Here is a 17571-nt window from a genome sequence, read left to right as displayed (position 1 = left end):
TTGACAAAATGAAGAGAAACGATTAATATTCAAGTATAAGAATCGCAATTATGAAAGACATTCGTATATGCGAATAAGAAGGAGAGAGCAATCATGAAAAAAGAACAGGTTTTAGCAAAGATGAAAGAAGACTGCCTGGTAGCCGTTGTTCGTGCAAAGGATCTGGAGCAGGGCGAGAAAGTGGTTGACGCCATCATCGCAGGCGGCATTAACTTTATTGAGATTACCATGACCATGGATGAAGGCAACCCGGTTGAATTCATCGCAAAGATGGCTGAAAAATATAGAGATAACAAAGACGTTGTTATCGGCGCAGGTACTGTACTCGATCCGGAGACAGCAAGAGCCGTTATTCTGGCAGGCGCCAACTACGTTGTAAGCCCTGGCTTAAACGCAGATACCATCAGAATGTGCAACCGCTACAGAGTTCCGATGCTTCCAGGCGTTATGACACCAACCGAGGCGATCACCGCATTAGAGTGCGGCTGTGACGTTATCAAGATCTTCCCGGGCAACATCATGGGACCGGCAGCCATCAGCTCCTTCAAGGGCCCGCTTCCTCAGGGTGAGTTCATGCCGTCCGGCGGTGTTGACGTGGACAACGTGGACAAGTGGATCAAGGCAGGCGCTTACGCAGTAGGAACCGGCAGCAGCCTGACAAAGGGCGCCAAGACAGGCGACTTCGCGGCAGTTACAGCAAAGGCTCAGGAATTTGTAAAGGCAGTTGCGGCAGCACGCGCATAAGACAATACCCGGCACTGGCATCAAAACAGAAAATGGGTAACAGTTCAGAGGGCGGGAAAATTAGTGCAGGAAGCAGCGCCAAGCTTGCTTGTAAGCGGCTTCCTGCACTAATTTTCACATCGGATGAATATCCGATGCTTCTTGACCGGATTTTTCGGTCAAGAAGATGAGCCGTCTGAACTGTTACGAATATAGATTAAAAAAGGAGATTAAATAATGGCAAAAGTAGTAACAATGGGCGAAATCATGTTAAGATTATCTACCCCGAACAATGAGAAGTTTATCCAGGCAGATGAATTTGACGTAAATTACGGCGGCGGCGAGGCAAACGTAGCAGTTTCCCTGGCTAATTACGGCCATGACGCAGAGTTTGTGACAGCAGTTCCGAAGAACCCGATCGGTGAATGCGCAGTAGCGGCATTGAGAAAGTACAACGTATGCACAAAGCACATCGCAAGATGCGGCGAGAGACTGGGGATCTACTTCTTAGAGACCGGTTCCGCCATGAGAGCGTCTACGGTTGTTTATGACAGAGCTCATTCTTCTATTTCCACAGCAACCGAGGCTGATTTCAATTTTGATGAGATCTTTGAGGGCGCTGACTGGTTCCATTTCACAGGAATTACACCGGCAGTCAGCGATTCTGCGGCTGAACTGACAGAAGCGGCCTGCAAGGCTGCCAAGGCTCACGGAGTTACTGTTTCCGTAGACTTGAACTTCCGCAAGAAATTATGGTCTTCCGAGAAGGCTCAGAAGGTCATGACAAATTTAATGCAGTACGTTGACGTATGCATCGGCAACGAAGAGGATGCAGAAAAGGTTCTCGGCTTCAAGCCGGGCAACACCGACGTAACCTCCGGCGAGCTGGAGTTACAGGGCTATGTTGACATCTTCAATCAGATGATCGACAAGTTTGGCTTCAAGTATGTTATCAGCTCCTTACGTGAGAGCCATTCCGCTTCCGATAACGGCTGGTCAGCCTGCATCATGGACGGCGCAACACGTGAGTTCTATCACTCCAGAAAGTACCACATCACACCAATCGTAGACCGTGTAGGCGGCGGCGACTCCTTTGCAGCCGGCGTGATCTGCGGCATGGTTGACGGCAAGGATTATAAGAGTGCACTGGAGTATGCGGTAGCTGCTTCAGCATTAAAGCACACCATCCCTGGCGACTTCAACCTGGTTACAAGAGAAGACGTTGAAAGCCTTGCAGGCGGGGACGGTTCAGGACGTGTACAGAGATAATTAAGACAGCGGGGTCATTCTAATCAGCTTTTATAAGCTTTTGCAGAATGGCCCTTTTTAGAGGTCAAAACAATCTGGAAGTGAGGAAGATCGATCATGAGTAACAGACCATTTGATTTGTTAAGTTTAGGCGAACTGCTGCTGCGTTTATCTCCGGCCGGAGTGGAGCGCCTGGTGCGCGGTGATTCATTTCAGAAGCAGGTGGGCGGAGCAGAGTTAAACGTCGCAGTCGGCGCAGCCCTTTTAGGACTTCACACCGGCGTGGTGACCCAGCTTCCATCCCATGACATGGGCAATTTCGTGAAAAATAAAGTGCGTTCCTACGGAATCAGCGATGATTTCTTTGTCTATGACCACAGCTCCGATGCGAGACTGGGCCTCTATTACTATGAATACGGCGCCCATCCCAGAAAACCGAAGGTTATTTACGACAGAAAGAACAGCTCCTTCTACGGCATCAGTGTGGACTCGTTCCCGGAGGACATGTACCGTGCGGCGACTTGTTTCCACACGACGGGAATCACCCTGGCTCTGTGTGAAAACACGAGAAAGACTGCCATTGACATGATCCGCAGGTTTAAATCCACCGGCACCATCATTTCCTTCGATGTGAATTTCCGCGGGAATCTGTGGACGGGAGAGGAAGCGAGAGAGTGCATCGAGCAGATTCTTCCCTATGTGGATATTTTCTTCTGCTCGGAAGATACCGCCCGGCTGACTTTTCAGAAGACGGGAACGGCCAGGGAGATGATGAAGAGCTTTACAGAGGACTACCCGATCTCCATCGTGGCATCCACCCAGAGAGTGGTGCACAGCCCGAAGAGCCATACCTTCGGCTCCGTGATTTACGACGCGGCCAGAGATGAGTATTACGAGGAAGAACCCTACCGCAATATAGACGTGGTGGACCGGATCGGAAGCGGGGACGCCTATATCGCGGGCGCTTTATACGGACTGTTGAGCAGCGGCGGCGACTGCATGAAGGCGGTGCGTTACGGCAACGCGGCCAGCGCCCTGAAAAATACCATCCCCGGCGACCTGCCGACCTCGGATTTAGAGGAAATGAACATGATTATCCGTGAGCACAACCAGAAAGGCCCGCAGAGCGAAATGAGCCGGTAAAACTGGAAAATTATGGTTGACAAGACGGGGTTCTGAATCTATTATATTAAGTAATGGCAAAACTGTCGAAAGGCAGCGACGCAAAGCTAAAGGGCCGTATGGGCAGCCAGCTGCTAAAACCTTACGATATGTTGGGGCTTCAGCCAGATTAATCTGACTGAAGCCTTTTTTCGTGTATTGGAGAAAAGCTGTCAGACCAAACGATGTTCTTTCACAGAGTGTTTTTAAAGGGGCCATCCCTGACATATTTCTGCTGCTTGATTCGTAAATGGCGACCTGTTGGAAACAAGGAGGGAAAATGTGAAAAAGGAAAACAGCTTCAGCAGGAATCATGTGAGAGCGGTGATGCTGCTCGTTGTGCTGGTTTTGGCGTTTATCTATCTGTTTCTGTATGACTTTTCCAGGCGTGTCGATCATCTGATGACAGACATGACGACAGAACACCTTGCGGACGTCAATGACCAGTCCCAGACTGCGGTTAAGACTGAACTGACCAGAGTGTTTGAAGAAGTGAGATATGCGGCAGACTTTCTGTCGGAAACACCTGAACTGACCGAAGAATCCCGTCAAAGAGTTTATGAACAGCTGAAAGAGAAGTGTGGATTTGCCAATATCAGGCTGGTCTCGGCTGACGGAGGCCTTTATACCGTAGGACATGAGATTCTTCCTCCGTCTGTAGGAGGCTATGTGGAAGAAATCTGCAGAGGGGAGAGCGGAATGACGGACGTTTTTCTCTCCAGTGTAACGGGGCAGGAGGTGTTCGCTTTTTACGCACCTGTTATGCAGGGAAAGACTGTGGAAGGCGGAATCGCCGGAATCATGATCGTGGATCAGATGGTGGATATGGTAACGACCAAGGGGTTTAATTCTGGAAGCTACAGTTATGTGTTAAAATCGGACGGAACAGTGATCATGCAGACCAGCCATGAAGACAGCCTGTACAGCGGTCGTGAATATTTCAGCTTTCTGCGCAGCGATACGGATATGGATGCAGAAGCTGTCAGCGATTTACAGAAGAAGATGGAACGAAAAGAGCAGGGCGTTTTCCTGTTTACAGTCGGGAATGAGAAGCGGATCGTATACTATGCACCTGCCGAGATCAACGACTGGTATGTGCTTACCGTTGTTCCCTATACGGTTTCCAACTGGTACCGCGAGCACATTCGAGAGACAGCCTTATTCCTTACGGTGAAGATGTTTGTACTTTTCCTGGCGGAACTGGCGGTTATCATCCTCTGGTCAAGAAAGACGAGAAATATCATTCTGGACTCGAAGGAGGCCCTGGAATTGGAGAAGAAAAAGCTGGAACTGGCGCTGCTCCATTCCACGGGAACCACATTCGAGTATGTGCCGAAAGAGGACAGCCTCAGCTTTATATCACCTCCAGTTGTAAAAGAAGTGGAATTTCCGACTGTTTTGAAACAGATATCAGCCAAAGGGGCCGCCCTAGGACTGGTAGCCGCAGAGGATCTGGAAAAATGGAAGATGATCTTAAAGAGAATCGCCGAGGGCAAGGAACCGGGACCACTGGAATTTGCGGGCGGAACCTCCTTTTCGGAGGACACGTATTTCCGGCTGTCTGTGACTCCGGTGAGAGCCGGTAAGGGCGAGGTGGCTAAGGCCATTGGAACGCTGGAGGACATCACGGAGGAGCGGCGGATCCGGAGGCGTTTCGCCCAGGAGGAGCAGTACCGTGCGGCACTTCTCTCGGAAGCAGTCGCCATGTGGTCCGTGGATCTCGTAAGGCAGCAGGTGATGGCCTGTACCATCCATGGAAAAAACTGGCTGGAAGGAGGCAAGGGCTTTCTGTACAGCGGAAGATTCATCGAGAAGATGTGCTGTTACATCCATCCGGCGGATCATGACAGGATCGCCGGGCAGATGCAGGCCAACCGGCTGCTGGCTGCTTATTATACCGGAGAGCGGGAGCAAAAGGAGCTGTTTCGCGCGACGTACCCCGGCTCGGAGGACTATAAATGGATGACGTGTACGATTTCCCTGCTGACGGAGCCGGTCTCAGGAAATCCGGTGGCATTCGCCTATGTGAGGGATGTGGATGAGGAGACGAAGCGGAAGATGGAACTTATGTATTCCTCAGAGCGGGATCCGCTGACGGGTCTCTACAACAGAAGGAATATTGAAGAGAAGGTAGAACAGGCCCTGAAAAATGAGGACAGCCTGTCCTGTCTGATCATGCTGGATTTAGACGGCTTCAAGGAGATCAATGACAAATACGGCCATCAGGAGGGAGATGCGGTCTTAAAGAAGATGGCGCGGATTCTTTCTGGTGCGTTCCGGTCGGACGATTTAATTGCCCGGTTCGGAGGCGATGAGTTCGTTGTGTTCCTGGAACATATACCGAACTGTGAGTGCGCCAGTTTACGGGCTGAGGAAGTACGCCGCCAGGTTCACGCCCTGACGCTGAACGAAGAGGAACGCATCGTGTCCATCAGCATTGGAATGGCTTTTGGCCCTCGTGACGGGGATACGTTTGAATTACTCTATAAACACGCGGATGAGGCGCTCTATATGGCCAAAGGGCGGGGCAAGAACCAGATCGCGTTTTATGGGGAAGAGGAAGAGATGATGATCCTGGAAAGGCTGGATTAAAGGATAAAAAGTAAAATACCGCTGGCGGAGGATTTCTTCAAATGGAAGATTCCTCTGGCAGCGGTATTTCTTTGTAATGAAAAGCTTTATAAAAAGAAAAATGTTTCTGGAATAGAGATCAGTTTCCGCATTCGATGCTGATCTCATTGAATCTGTCCAGAATATCGTCCACCTTCAGAGAAGCCTTGTCTTCATCGGCAGAGTCAATGATGGCGCTGCCCTGATGCATCATGATCAGGCGGTCGCCGTACTCCACGGCGTAGCGCAGATTGTGTGTAACCATGATCGTGGTTAAGTTTTTTTCCCTTACGATCTGGTCCGTCAGCTCCATGATGACCTCGGCTGTCTTAGGGTCCAGCGCGGCTGTATGCTCATCGAGAATCAGAAACTCGATGGGAGTCATGGTGGACATTAAGAGCGCCATGGCCTGGCGCTGGCCGCCGGAGAGTACGCCGACTTTTACATGCAGCTTATCTTCTAGACCCAGTCCGAGAGAATGAAGCTGTTCTTTATAGTAATTGATTCGCTGGCGGTTCGTACCCGGAAGGAGATTGAAGGGCTTGCCCTTGTTGTCGGCCAGAGCCATATTCTCCAGGATTGTCATGTGCGGACACGTTCCCATGGCCGGATTCTGGTATACGCGGCCAATGCGGCGCTGACGCTTGTATTCCGGCATGCTGGTGATGTCTTTCCCGCCGATGATGATGCGTCCGCTGTCCAACGGAATGCTTCCGCAGATGATGTTTAACATGGAAGTCTTGCCGGAGCCGTTGCTTCCGACCACGGAGACGAACTGGCGGTCCTTGATGGTCAGGCTGAAGTCCTCGAAGAGGCACATCTCGTTGACGGTTCCTTGATTGTAGTATTTATTGATCTGTTTTAATTCAAGCATGACTCTTCACCTTCTTTTCCCTGCCGTTGCTGAGTACGAGTATGACGAGGAACAGCGCGGCCGTAATCAGCTTCAAATCGGAGGCCTCCATGCCCATATAGATAGCGAGAGAGACGCAGCCCTTGTAAATGATGGAGCCGATGACGACAGCCGTTGTGGATTTGACAAAGCCCACACGTTTGAACAGCTTCGTACCGATGATAACATTTGCCAGGCCGATGACGATGGTGCCGGTACCCATGCTGATCTCAAAGAAGCCCTTCTGCTGGCAGTAGACCGAGCCGGCCAGTGCGGCCAGGCCGTTGGCAATCGCTAGCCCCACGATTTTTACCATACCCTTGTCTTTGGCAAGAGAGGTAACCAGCGTGTCGTTGTCGCCGACTGCCCGGAGCAGGTAGCCGGACCGTGTCTTTAAATAGAGGTCCAGCAAAAGCTTTACCAGGATTACGATCACGGCGAGAATGATAACGACGGTGAAATTACTGATGCCGGCCGGAAAAATACGGCTTACAAAATCATTTTCAAAGATCGAATCGCTGGTGAAGATCGGTACGTTAGATTTACCCGCAACTCTTAAGTTGACGGAGTAGAGGGCGGTCATGACAATGATACCTGACAGCAGGTCCCGGACCTTTAATTTTACGTGAATGAATCCCGTCACGCATCCGGCCAGGACGCCGGCCGCAAATGCGGCGAACAGCGTGAGCACCGGATTAACCCCGGCCAGTATCAGTGTGACCGTTACGGCTCCGCCAAGCGGAAATGTTCCGTCCACGGATAAGTCCGGAAAGTCCAGAATCTTATATGTGATATAGACGCCCAGTGCCATGATGGCATAGACCAGGCCTTCTTCAAAAACGCCAAGTATGATTGACATGATAGCTTTCCTCCAGGAGAAGTAGTATATTACTGTGTAATTTCATCAAAGACAGCAGCCGCGGAATCCGTTAATTCCTGCGGAAGTGTGATGCCCAGGTTCCCGGCCACTTTGCTGTTGCCGTAGAATGCAGCTTCCTCGATCACCTCGAAGTTCATCTCGCTGGCCTTCTTTTCGCCCTTTAACACTTTGGCGGCCATTTTACCTGTCTGAATTCCTAAATCTACGTAATCGAGACCCATGGAAGCCAGGCAGCCGATCTTGACCTGCTCCACCTCGCTTCCGAATACCGGAATGTTTTTCTTGGAGGCTTTGTCTAAGATCATCGGGAGAGAGCTTACGACGGTGTTGTCGGTTAAGTTGTTTAAGCAGTCCACTTTTTCCAGGATGCTGTCGGCAGCCAGCGGAATATCGGCGGTGGAGGTTACGGCGCCTTCCACGATCTCAAATCCGTAATCCGGAGCTGCGGCTTTGTATTCGGCGATGGCGGTTTCGGAGTTTACTTCGCTGGTGCTGTAGAGAATGCCAATCTTCTTCGCGTCCGGAAGAATCTTTCGGATCATCTCTAACTGCTTCTCTACCGGAAGCTTGTCGCTGGTGCCGGTTACTTCGCCGACAGGTGTTCCGTCTTCGTTTGCAAGCGCCGCGGCAACCGGATCGGTTACAGCCGTGTAGATGACAGGAACGTTGTCTTTCTTCGCTCCGCCGTAGGCAGCCTGTGCAATCGGAGTCGCAATGGCGCAGATTAAATCGGCCTTTTTGGAGATAAAATTATTGATAATCTGGCTGGCTGTTCCGCCGTCCGCCTGTGCGTTTTCGTAGAGAATGGTTAAGTTCTGGCCTTCGACGATTCCCTCGTCTGCCAGTCCCTGTAAGAAGCCTTCGCGGCAGTTGTCCAGGGAGCCGTGCTCCGCGAACTGGCCGATGCCGATGGTGTAGGACTTGCCGTCCTCGGCAGCGGCTCCTTCTGCGGCTGTCGTATCGGCGGCGGTGTCGGCCGCGGAATCGGCGGCAGTGGTCGTAACAGCCTCGGTGGCGGCGGTCGTCGGATCCGCCGGTTTGGAAGAACAGCCCGCGAGTGCGGTTACCGTCATCGCTGCGAGTAAGAGTGCTTTCATTGTTTTTTTCATAATTGTTTCCTCCTCATGAATCATATATTTTAATTTAAACATAAAAAAAGTCCCAAGTATGTTCTAAAAACATACTTGAGACGAATTAACAAATCCGCGGTGCCACTCAAATTGACTTCCATAGAAGTCCGCTTTTCATATACCAACATATATGCCACGAAGATAACGGTTGTGGTCTCCGTCGGTCCCTACTTACCTGATGGTTCAGGACCGCCCTCAAAAGTCCATTCAGCTGTCTGCTCTATATCGCACTCACACCGGCGGCGACTCTCTGAAATATTGCGGGATAGCTTACTCCTCTTTTTCAACGGTTTATTTTATTGCTTATTATATTAATGCGTCAAAATGGATTTGTCAACAACTATTTTTAAATTCCTTCGTATTTCCTCTATTTTCCGAAAAAGCGCGCCAGCGGGCTGATTAAGTTGGATAAGTCCTGAATCGCCTGGTTGAGTGTCTTGATATCCACGGAATTAATCTGCTGGAGGGCTTCCTTCACGCTCTGATCACTGGAGGTTACCAGGTTGTCGATATCCGTTACCATCTGGCCCAAATTCGCCTCCTCCAGCTCTTTTGCCACCACGTTCACGCTGTCCATCACCGTCTCCACATCGTCGAAAAGCCGGTTGACACGGGGGATGATGGTTGCAGAGGTATAGATGACGATGGCAAGGATCAGAATGCTGGCCAGCGCGGTAATCTGCGACATCCGGTACTGCTTTTTCGCGTAGGAGGCCTGGCGTTCGTTGGAGTCCTCCAGCCTTTTTAACATGGCCTCCAGTTCTTTGTCCGACAGGGATGCAAAGGGATTTTTTTTCTCTTCCATACAAATATCCTTCTTTCTGGTTCGTTACGGCACAGCAGCCGTTTCTGATTTCAGTATACTACGGCCTGCGGGAAAAATCGAGGAAATATCTTCCTAAGGATATCAAATTGTGGTAAACTAAAGCAAATATCTGTAAAAATGGAGGTTTGACAAATGAAGCTCTTAATTGTTGTGGACATGCAGAAGGATTTTATAGACGGCGCGCTGGGAAGTCCCGAGGCGCAGGCGATTGTGCCCAATGTAAAAAAGATGATCGAGGAGTATCAGGCAGCGGGAGAGGATGTGATCTTCACGCTGGATACCCACGATGAAAAGTATATGGAGACCCAGGAAGGAAAGAATCTGCCGGTTCCCCACTGTATCAGGGGCACCGATGGCTGGGAGCTGGATTCCTCCTTAAAGGAATTTCAGGGGAAGCGGTTTGAGAAGAATACCTTCGGAAGCACCGCCCTTATGGAATACGTTCAGGAACGGCCGTATGAGTCTGTCATGCTGATCGGAGTCTGTACGGATATCTGCGTCATCTCCAACGCGCTGCTGGTGAAGGCCGCGATCCCGGAGGTGCCGGTTCTCGTGGATTCCTCATGCTGTGCGGGAGTCTCGCCGGAGAGCCATAAAAATGCCTTAAACGCGATGAAGATGTGCCACATTGCCGTGCAGTAAGCGGCGGATCGGGGAAGGAGGTCTGCGCGATGGCACAGCGAATATTGATTGCGGATGACAGCGAGGAGATCATCGAGATTCTGCAGATACTTCTGACCGGAGAAGGGTACGAGGTGGTGACGGCGGGAGACGGGGAGGAAGCGGTCATGCTGGCGGACGACACCATCGACTTAATTATTCTCGATGTGATGATGCCGGTTAAGTCCGGCTATGTGGCATGTTCCGAGATCCGGAAAAAGTCCATGGCGCCCATCCTGTTTTTAACGGCCCGCACCCAGGATTCCGATAAATCCATGGGCTTCTCGGCGGGAGGAGACGATTATCTGGCGAAGCCCTTTTCCTATTCGGAGCTTCTTTCCAGGTGCAAATCGCTTCTGCGTCGGTATCTCGTCTACCAGGGAAAGAGCTTCGCCGTGCCGGACAACCGTCTGGTGCTGGGGGACCTTTCCGTGGATCAGGACACACGGACCGTGACCGTGGAAGGCCGTGATGTGAATCTGACCTCCAGGGAATACTGCATTCTCGTCCTCCTGTTAAAGAACCGGAGAAAGATCTTTTCCTCGGAAAATATCTACGAGAGTGTCTGGAATGAACCGTATTTTTACTCCGCCAACAACAATGTGATGGTCCACATCAGGAATCTGCGGAGGAAAATCGAGAAGGACCCGCAGAATCCGGAATACATAAAGACCATGTGGGGGCGGGGGTATTATATTGAATAATTTCCTTAAGAAAATGGCGAATCCCACGCGTTTAAGCCTTGCCACGCTGTATGATGTGGTGATCGCGGCGGCGGCCGCCTTTCTCTGCTATGTGGCGGTGACGAACGCCATGGGGCTTCTGGCCGGCATGATGACGGACCAGAAGAACTATTATGAGCGGCATACGAAGCTTCTGGCAGAGGAATTTCAGGATTTCGTCACGGAAAATCATGTGGAGATCGGAGACGGGGAGACCATCGGTGACTGGAATTCCGAGAACTGGTATGTGTTCCTGACGGTATATCAGCGGGACCGCATCTACTATAATACCATGGACCGGGATAATGAGAAGCTGAAGACCGAGCTTAAGGACGAGCACCCGGGGTTTCAGTACGGGTATTTATACCGCCACGGGACAGCAGTTACCTATCCGGTGAGGTTTGCCGACGGGGACGGGGAGATCCTGATCCGGGCTTACTTTGAGGCCAGGTTCCGGACGCTGATTCTCGTTCTGGGAGCGGGCATGAGCGCGGTCTGCTTCGTCGTGGTATTCCTTGTACTGCTTCAGAAAAAACTGGCGTACATCCGTCAGATCGAGAAGGGGATCCACATCCTGGAGACCGGCTCTGTAGGGTATGAAATTCCCTTAAAAGGCCGGGATGAACTCTATTCCCTGGCAGACAGCATCAACCAGATGAGTGAAAGCCTGCACAAGGAGATCGAGGAAAAGGACCGGATTGAACAGGAGCGGAGCGAGATTGTGACAGCCCTGTCCCACGATATAAGGACACCGCTCACCTCGGTTCTGTTCTACCTGGATTTGATTACGGCCGGCAAATGCACGGCGGATGAGTCCGTCCTCTATATGGAGAAGGCGAAGCGCCAGGCATACCATATGAAGAACCTGATGGACGATTTATTCAGCTATTCTTATGCCACAGGAGACCGTTTTTCCCTGAAAAATGAGGAGTACGACGGAAATGAGCTGTTCGGGCAGCTGATCGGTGATCTGACGGAATCCCTGGAGGAACACGGCTTCCGTACCGAGGTGCGCTACGAGATTGAGACGCCGTTTACGGTGGAGACCGATGTGGTCCAGTTAAAACGTGTTCTGAATAATATTGGAACGAATATCGAAAAGTACGCGCGCAGAGACGGCATCGTGTCCGTGGAGGTCAGGCTTTCAGACGGCTTCGTCTGCCTGAACATCGAGAATCCCATACGGGACGAGGAGATCGAGGTGGAAAGCTACGGAATCGGCGTCAAGGCGTCGGAACAGATGATTGAACAGATGGGAGGAAGCTTTACTTACGAAAGCCATGACTATCGCTATCACACATCGATGAAGCTTCCGGAGAAAGAATAGAGCGAGGAGCAGTTTTCTGTTTCAAAAAGAAAAAACAGCAGACATGATAAGAATTTCTGAAGAAAATTTCAGAAATTTTACAGCCGTTTCTAAAGATTTATGGCTCATACTAAAACCAGGATAAAGAAGAATGAAATGAGGTGCGGATATGAAGCTTCTTTTTTTGACTGGAAAATTTGGTATGGGCCATTATTCTGCCGCTTTTTCGCTGGCAGAGCGTGTTTCGAGGGTGAATCCCGAGGCTGACATCGTGATCCGCGATATTTTTGAGTATGCAATGCCTTATTATTCCGACAAGGTTTATCACGCCTTTGGCGTCATGGTCACTCACTGCAGCGGAACGTATAATAAGTATTATAATCATATGGAACGTAAGGGACCCGATTTGAAACCGGTTTTTCTTCCATGGTTTTTAAAGAAAATAAAAAATCTGCTGGAGGAGGAACAGCCGGATGCGGTCATCTCAACCCTGCCCCTCTGTTCCCAGATCATGTCCTGGTATAAGGCGGTGACGGGCAGCCGGATGCCGTTAATAACGTGCATTACGGACATCAGCAGCCATTCCGAGTGGATCAACGGCGCCACAGACTGCTACCTCGTTCCCGACCGCATGGTGAGGACGAAGCTGACGGAAAAGGGCGTAGAGGAAACGAAGATTTACGTCTATGGAATCCCGGTCAGGCCGGAATTCGATTACGGGGAAGAGCGGCCGGAAGAGACGGATGGGAAGAAGCACATCCTGATCATGGGCGGCGGTCTCGGAATTCTGCCTGAGAGCAATGAATTCTACGAGGAACTGAACGATTCCGGTCACATCCGGGTTACGGTGATCACGGGAAAGAATCAGGAAATCTACAAGAAGCTTCATGGAAAATACGAGAATATCGATGTGATCGGATATACCAACGAGGTGTACCGCTATATGCAGGAGGCCGATGTGGTGATCTCGAAGCCGGGCGGAATCACCCTGTTTGAGACGATTCATGCGGGAACGCCGCTTCTGGTATTTGAACCGTTTCTCCAGCAGGAGATCAACAACACAGGCTTTATCGTGGGCCGCGGTATCGGGATGATACTGGAGAAAAATCCCATGGACTGTGTCCGGGAGATCAGCAAGATCGTACAGGATGATACGCTTCTGGACGCCATGAAGGCAAATGTAGACCGTTTGAAGAGAGAGTACGACCAGACCGTAATTGGCCAGGTGCTCGCCCTGATCGAAGGACCGGAAGGAGCGTTATGTACGGGATGAAATGGAACAGAAAATGGAAATGGAGCAGACTGGCCGCAGCCCTCGGACTGCTGGCCGGCGGATTTACAGTGCATTCCGTAATTCCGTCCTTGTATCATAAACACAGAAATCCGGCGGTACTGCGAAGAACCGGAGTTCCCGGGACGGTGATGCTCACCTTTGACGACGGTCCCGATCCGGATTATACCGGGCGGCTTCTCGACCTTTTAAAGAAGGAGGAGGTGAAGGCGGCTTTCTTTGTGGTGACAAGAGAGGCGGTAAAAGAGGAAGCGCTGATCGACCGTATGCTGTCCGAAGGCCATGTGGTGGGCTTTCATTCCATGGACCACCAGAACGCCATGGTGAGAGGATATCTGCACACGAGAAAAGATTTTCGCACAGGAAGCGAATTTATGAAGAGAAAAGGCATATCCGACATCTGGTACCGTCCGCCCTGGGGGCTGACGAACCTGTTTTCCTGGCATTTTGTGAGAAAATACGGGATGAAGATGGTTCTGTGGGATGTGATGGCCGAGGACTGGGAGAAGGGAGCCACGACAGGCTCGATCCGGAAGAAGTGTCTGAGCCGTGTAAAGGACGGATCCATCCTCTGCCTTCACGACGGAGGAAGACGTACGGGAGGCGCGCCCGGAGCTCCGGAGAAGACGCTGGAAGCGCTTACTTATGTGATCCCCGCGCTAAAAGAGGCGGGCTGCCGGTTTATACTTCCTTCGGAAGCTGTATTCAGATAGATGATTGCCACATAAGTGATTTCAGATAAAGAAAGGAAGAATCGATTTGGAGCAGAAAACCATGAAATGGAAAAATTCACTCCTCTGCACGGCGGCCATGGTGGTGCTGGCGGGAGTGACGTGTTACATACTGTTGAAGGACCATTCCATGGGAACCCTGTGGGCGGTTTTAAAGAACGCGGACTTACGATTTGTGCTGCTGGGGCTTTTTCTCATGGTTCTGTTTGTCGGCTGTGAGGCAGCCGTGATCAGGCTCCTGGCGGGGACGTGGGGAGGAAGTGTGCCGTGGAAGAGAGCCATGCAGTACTCCTTCGCAGGCTTTTATTTCAGCTCGATCACGCCCTCATCCACAGGCGGCCAGCCCATGCAGCTGTACTACATGGTCCGCGACGGGATGAGCGCGGCGAGAAGCTCGTTCGCGCTGCTGACGATTACGGCCATGTATCAGCTGATGGCGCTGGCTTACGGTGTGGGTATGGGGCTGCTTAAGTTTTCGTATCTCATGGGACTGCCGCTGGCGCTTAAGCTCCTGATCTGTTTCGGGATTCTGGCAAACGGGATTTCCGTGGCATTTATCCTGCTGATTCTGTTTTGCAGGCCGCTTGTGGAGCGGCTGGTATACAGAGTACTCCGTCTGCTTGCCCATTTTCCTTCCTTTGATGGGGAAAAGGCCGCACAGAAAGCCGGTTCCATGATCGAAGAGTACAGCCAGGGCGGCGCATATCTAAGGAAATATCCGATGGCTGCGGTGAAGACGGCGGTGTTTACCTTCTGCCAGCTCACCTTCCTGTATATGGCCTCCTACTGTGCCTGTCTGGCCCTCGGCCTGGGCAGCGTGGGTCTGGTAAACTTCATTATGCTTCAGTCCATCGTGAGCCTTGCAGTGTCGGCCGTCCCCCTGCCCGGAGCGGTGGGGGCGTCAGAGAGCGGCTTCCTGGTGATGTTCAGCGGTTTCTTAAGCTCATCCCAGCTGCTCCCCGTCATGGTGTTAAGCCGGGGCATCAGCTTCTATGGCTTTCTTGCGGTCAGCGGCCTGGCGGTTGCCTCCCTCCATATCGGGAAGAAGGGGACTCCGAAAAAGGAAAAAGAGGTCCGCAGCCGGGTGCATGGCCCTGTGTATAAGCAGTTCAGCGTTAGTGAAGATCTGCACTAATCCGAAGGGCTGAGAGCCTGTATGGCGACGCTGCCTCCGCGGAGACAAAAGATCCGGTTCGGAAACCGTTTCTGCATCCGGCTGATGAGAAGGCTGTTTTCCTCCTCCGGCCGCACACTTTTCAACAGAACGGAAGACGGGGAGTAGTCGATGACACTGGCATGAAAGACTGAGGCCATGCGAAACAGCTCCCGGATATCGTCCTCCGAACAGTCATGAATTCTTAAGAACATCAGCTCCTCGCAGTGCGTGGCGGTCTCCGTAAGGTCCACGACCTTGATGACCTCCACACGCCGGGCGAGCTGTTTTTTTATCTGCTCAAAGGTCTGGTCGTCGCTGGTCAGCCCGATGGTCATGCGGGAAACCGTCTCATCCTCGGCAGGTCCCACGGTCAGACTCTCCAGATTATAGGATTTTCCGGAGAAGAGGCCGGCAATTAAGGCCAGGACGCCGGGTTCATTTTCTACGTAAAGATTGATCCAACGCTTTTTCATCGTTATCTTCCCCTCTCATTTTCCAGAATCATGTGGTCGATCGGACTGCCCGGTGGTACGATGGGAAGCACGTTGTCATCCCAGGCGATCAGAAATTCGATCAGAACCGGCGCGTCCTTGCTGGCTTCTGCGGTCTGAAGGGCCGGTTGGATATCCTCCTCCTTCGTCACCCTGATCCCCATAATTCCAAAGCTTTCGGCCAGCTTGATGAAATCCGGCGTGTACGGCGGACAGTCCGGTCCGGGCTCCTGACAGACCGCAGGGCAGCTGCTTCTCCGGCGCAGACAGGTGGCGGAATAGCGGTGATCGAAAAACATCTCCTGCCACTGGCGCACATTGCCCAGCCAGCCGTTGTTAAGCACGCAGATGATTATGGGAAGCCCGCAGACCACGGCTGTGGCCAGTTCCTGCATATTCATCTGTAACCCGCCATCCCCTGTGATAAGCACTACCGTCTTATCCGGGTTCCCGATTTTTGCGCCGAGAGCGGCGGGGAGGCCGTATCCCATGGTTCCCAGCCCGCCGGAGGTCAGAAGGCGCCGGTCCTCGCTCAGCTCCAGAAACTGGGTTGCCCACAGCTGGTTCTGACCGACATCCGTGGCGACGAAGAGCGGGCCCTTCAGGCGGTTGATGGACCGGATGACGGATTCCGCTGTCAGTCCCTCCCGCTTCATGGTGATGGGACGGGCCTCTTTCCAGCCATCGATCTGCTTCCTCCAGGCGCCGGTGTCCAGCAAAACAGCTTTTTCCAGGAGGGCCCGGATGGCGGCTCCGGCGTCGGCGACTATGGGAATATCGACGGCGATATTTCTGGAAATGGAAGCGGGATCGATGTCCACGTGGATGATGGATGCATGCCTGGCAAACTCCCCGTTCTTACCGGTGATGCGGTCATTGAAGCGGGTGCCGATGGAGAAGAGGACGTCGCAGCCGCTGACCGCCGAATTGGCGGCAAAGCTTCCGTGAATCCCGATATTGCCCGCATACAGCGGATGCGTGGACGGGATGGCGCCCTTTCCCATGATGGTGGTCACAACGGGCACGCCGGTACGCTCGGCAAGCCGTGTCATGGCTTCTTCCGCGCGGGCGATATTGACGCCGCCTCCCACCAGAAAGACCGGCCGCTTCGCCTGATTTAAACGTTCTAAGGCTTTTTTTATCTGGCCTCCGTGTACGGCGAAACCTGGCCGGTATCCCCGGATTTTTACCTGGTCGGGATAGCAGCTGCTGCCGTATTCCCTCTGTATGTCCTTGGGCAAATCTACCAGTACAGGGCCGGGTCTTCCGGTCGTGGCGATATGGAATGCCTTTTTGATGATTTCCCCCAGACTCTCCCTCGTCCGGACGGTTACCGCGTATTTACAGATGCTTCTGGTGATGCCCGTGATGTCGACCTCCTGGAAGGCGTCGTTGCCGATCAGGCTGGTGGGAACCTGGCCGGTAAAACAGACGAGAGGAACACTGTCGTAATTGGCCGTTGCGATGCCTGTCACTAAGTTGGCCGCGCCAGGGCCGCTGGTTACGAGACAGACTCCGGGTCTGCCGGTGGAGCGGGCGTAGCCGTCGGCGGCGTGAACCAGTCCCTGTTCGTGGCGGGGGAGAATGAAACGGATGCCGGTCTCTCCGTGAAGCGCGTCAAATAAGTCAATGGCCTGCCCGCCGGGATAGCCGAACAGGACTTCGACACCTTCTTCCTTCAGTGCTTTTACAAAAAGCTGTGCGCCTGTGATTTGCATGATCACTGCCTCCTTCTAAAATATAA

General features: G+C 52.2%; 16 protein-coding genes, 1 riboswitch and 1 other annotated feature. Of the genes, 10 read left to right on the top strand and 6 right to left on the bottom strand.

Features of this window, described 5'->3' with window-relative positions:
* The first annotated feature begins 93 nt into the window (after positions 1–93).
* From H8S75_RS08885 to H8S75_RS08870, 4 genes are all read left to right on the top strand, one after another.
* Complete coding sequence (locus H8S75_RS08885; protein WP_002600110.1) at positions 94–744, top strand: bifunctional 2-keto-4-hydroxyglutarate aldolase/2-keto-3-deoxy-6-phosphogluconate aldolase; 651 nt, start codon at positions 94–96, stop codon at positions 742–744.
* 216 nt (positions 745–960) lie between these two features.
* Complete coding sequence (locus H8S75_RS08880) at positions 961–1992, top strand: sugar kinase (RefSeq protein WP_002600109.1); 1032 nt, start codon at positions 961–963, stop codon at positions 1990–1992.
* Positions 1993–2088: 96 nt separating this feature from the next.
* The gene (locus H8S75_RS08875) at positions 2089–3114 is read left to right on the top strand and encodes a sugar kinase (protein WP_187020866.1); all 1026 of its coding nucleotides are present in this window, start codon (positions 2089–2091) and stop codon (positions 3112–3114) included.
* A gap of 45 nt (positions 3115–3159) precedes the next feature.
* Positions 3160–3232: riboswitch (cyclic di-GMP riboswitch) on the top strand.
* A 182-nt stretch (positions 3233–3414) separates the two neighbouring features.
* A complete protein-coding gene (locus H8S75_RS08870) occupies positions 3415–5724 on the top strand; it encodes a sensor domain-containing diguanylate cyclase (RefSeq protein ID WP_187020864.1) in 2310 nt (769 codons plus the stop codon).
* A 118-nt stretch (positions 5725–5842) separates the two neighbouring features.
* On the opposite strand, the gene H8S75_RS08865 is transcribed toward H8S75_RS08870, so the two are convergent.
* From H8S75_RS08865 to H8S75_RS08850, 4 genes are all read right to left on the bottom strand, one after another.
* Positions 5843–6616, bottom strand: coding sequence for an ABC transporter ATP-binding protein (locus tag H8S75_RS08865; RefSeq protein ID WP_117623710.1), 774 nt, complete (start codon positions 6614–6616; stop codon positions 5843–5845).
* Positions 6609–7496: an ABC transporter permease gene (locus H8S75_RS08860; protein WP_187021362.1), complete on the bottom strand. Its 888-nt coding sequence runs from the start codon at positions 7494–7496 to the stop codon at positions 6609–6611. The genes H8S75_RS08865 and H8S75_RS08860 overlap by 8 nt, the downstream gene beginning before the upstream one ends.
* Before the next feature lie 26 nt (positions 7497–7522).
* A complete protein-coding gene (locus tag H8S75_RS08855) occupies positions 7523–8623 on the bottom strand; it encodes an ABC transporter substrate-binding protein (RefSeq protein WP_187020863.1) in 1101 nt (366 codons plus the stop codon).
* Between the two features lie 73 nt (positions 8624–8696).
* Positions 8697–8940: a binding site (T-box leader), on the bottom strand.
* 71 nt (positions 8941–9011) lie between these two features.
* Entirely contained in the window at positions 9012–9449 is a 438-nt protein-coding gene (locus H8S75_RS08850; protein ID WP_002600103.1) for a hypothetical protein, read from the bottom strand.
* A gap of 153 nt (positions 9450–9602) precedes the next feature.
* On the opposite strand from H8S75_RS08850, the gene H8S75_RS08845 reads away from it, so the two are divergent.
* From H8S75_RS08845 to H8S75_RS08820, 6 genes are all read left to right on the top strand, one after another.
* Positions 9603–10112, top strand: coding sequence for a cysteine hydrolase family protein (locus tag H8S75_RS08845; RefSeq protein WP_187020861.1), 510 nt, complete (start codon positions 9603–9605; stop codon positions 10110–10112).
* Positions 10113–10141: 29 nt separating this feature from the next.
* A complete protein-coding gene (locus H8S75_RS08840; RefSeq protein WP_187020859.1) occupies positions 10142–10834 on the top strand; it encodes a response regulator transcription factor in 693 nt (230 codons plus the stop codon).
* On the top strand, positions 10827–12179 hold the full coding sequence (locus H8S75_RS08835; protein WP_187020858.1) for a HAMP domain-containing sensor histidine kinase: 1353 nt from the start codon (positions 10827–10829) through the stop codon (positions 12177–12179). Before H8S75_RS08840 ends, H8S75_RS08835 begins: the two co-directional genes overlap by 8 nt.
* Before the next feature lie 148 nt (positions 12180–12327).
* Positions 12328–13431, top strand: a complete 1104-nt coding sequence (locus H8S75_RS08830; RefSeq protein ID WP_002600099.1) for an MGDG synthase family glycosyltransferase — start codon at positions 12328–12330, stop codon at positions 13429–13431.
* Complete coding sequence (locus tag H8S75_RS08825; RefSeq protein ID WP_243270211.1) at positions 13428–14162, top strand: polysaccharide deacetylase family protein; 735 nt, start codon at positions 13428–13430, stop codon at positions 14160–14162. Before H8S75_RS08830 ends, H8S75_RS08825 begins: the two co-directional genes overlap by 4 nt.
* A gap of 61 nt (positions 14163–14223) precedes the next feature.
* Positions 14224–15315: a lysylphosphatidylglycerol synthase transmembrane domain-containing protein gene (locus tag H8S75_RS08820; RefSeq protein ID WP_187020855.1), complete on the top strand. Its 1092-nt coding sequence runs from the start codon at positions 14224–14226 to the stop codon at positions 15313–15315.
* Here the strand turns inward: H8S75_RS08820 and ilvN are convergent.
* Positions 15312–15809, bottom strand: a complete 498-nt coding sequence (gene ilvN / locus H8S75_RS08815; RefSeq protein WP_187020853.1) for an acetolactate synthase small subunit — start codon at positions 15807–15809, stop codon at positions 15312–15314. The genes H8S75_RS08820 and ilvN overlap by 4 nt on opposite strands.
* Positions 15810–15811: 2 nt before the next feature.
* Positions 15812–17545 carry a biosynthetic-type acetolactate synthase large subunit gene (ilvB, locus tag H8S75_RS08810; protein WP_187020846.1) on the bottom strand — a complete coding sequence of 578 codons (1734 nt, stop codon included), beginning with the start codon at positions 17543–17545 and terminating at the stop codon, positions 15812–15814.
* Positions 17546–17571: the final 26 nt, after the last annotated feature.

The sequence above is a fragment of the Hungatella hominis genome (genome assembly GCF_014288005.1).
GTDB classification, from domain to species: domain Bacteria; phylum Bacillota; class Clostridia; order Lachnospirales; family Lachnospiraceae; genus Hungatella; species Hungatella effluvii.
The sequence above is the reverse complement of the archived record's forward strand: the minus strand, read 5'-3'. Positions and strand labels throughout refer to the sequence as shown.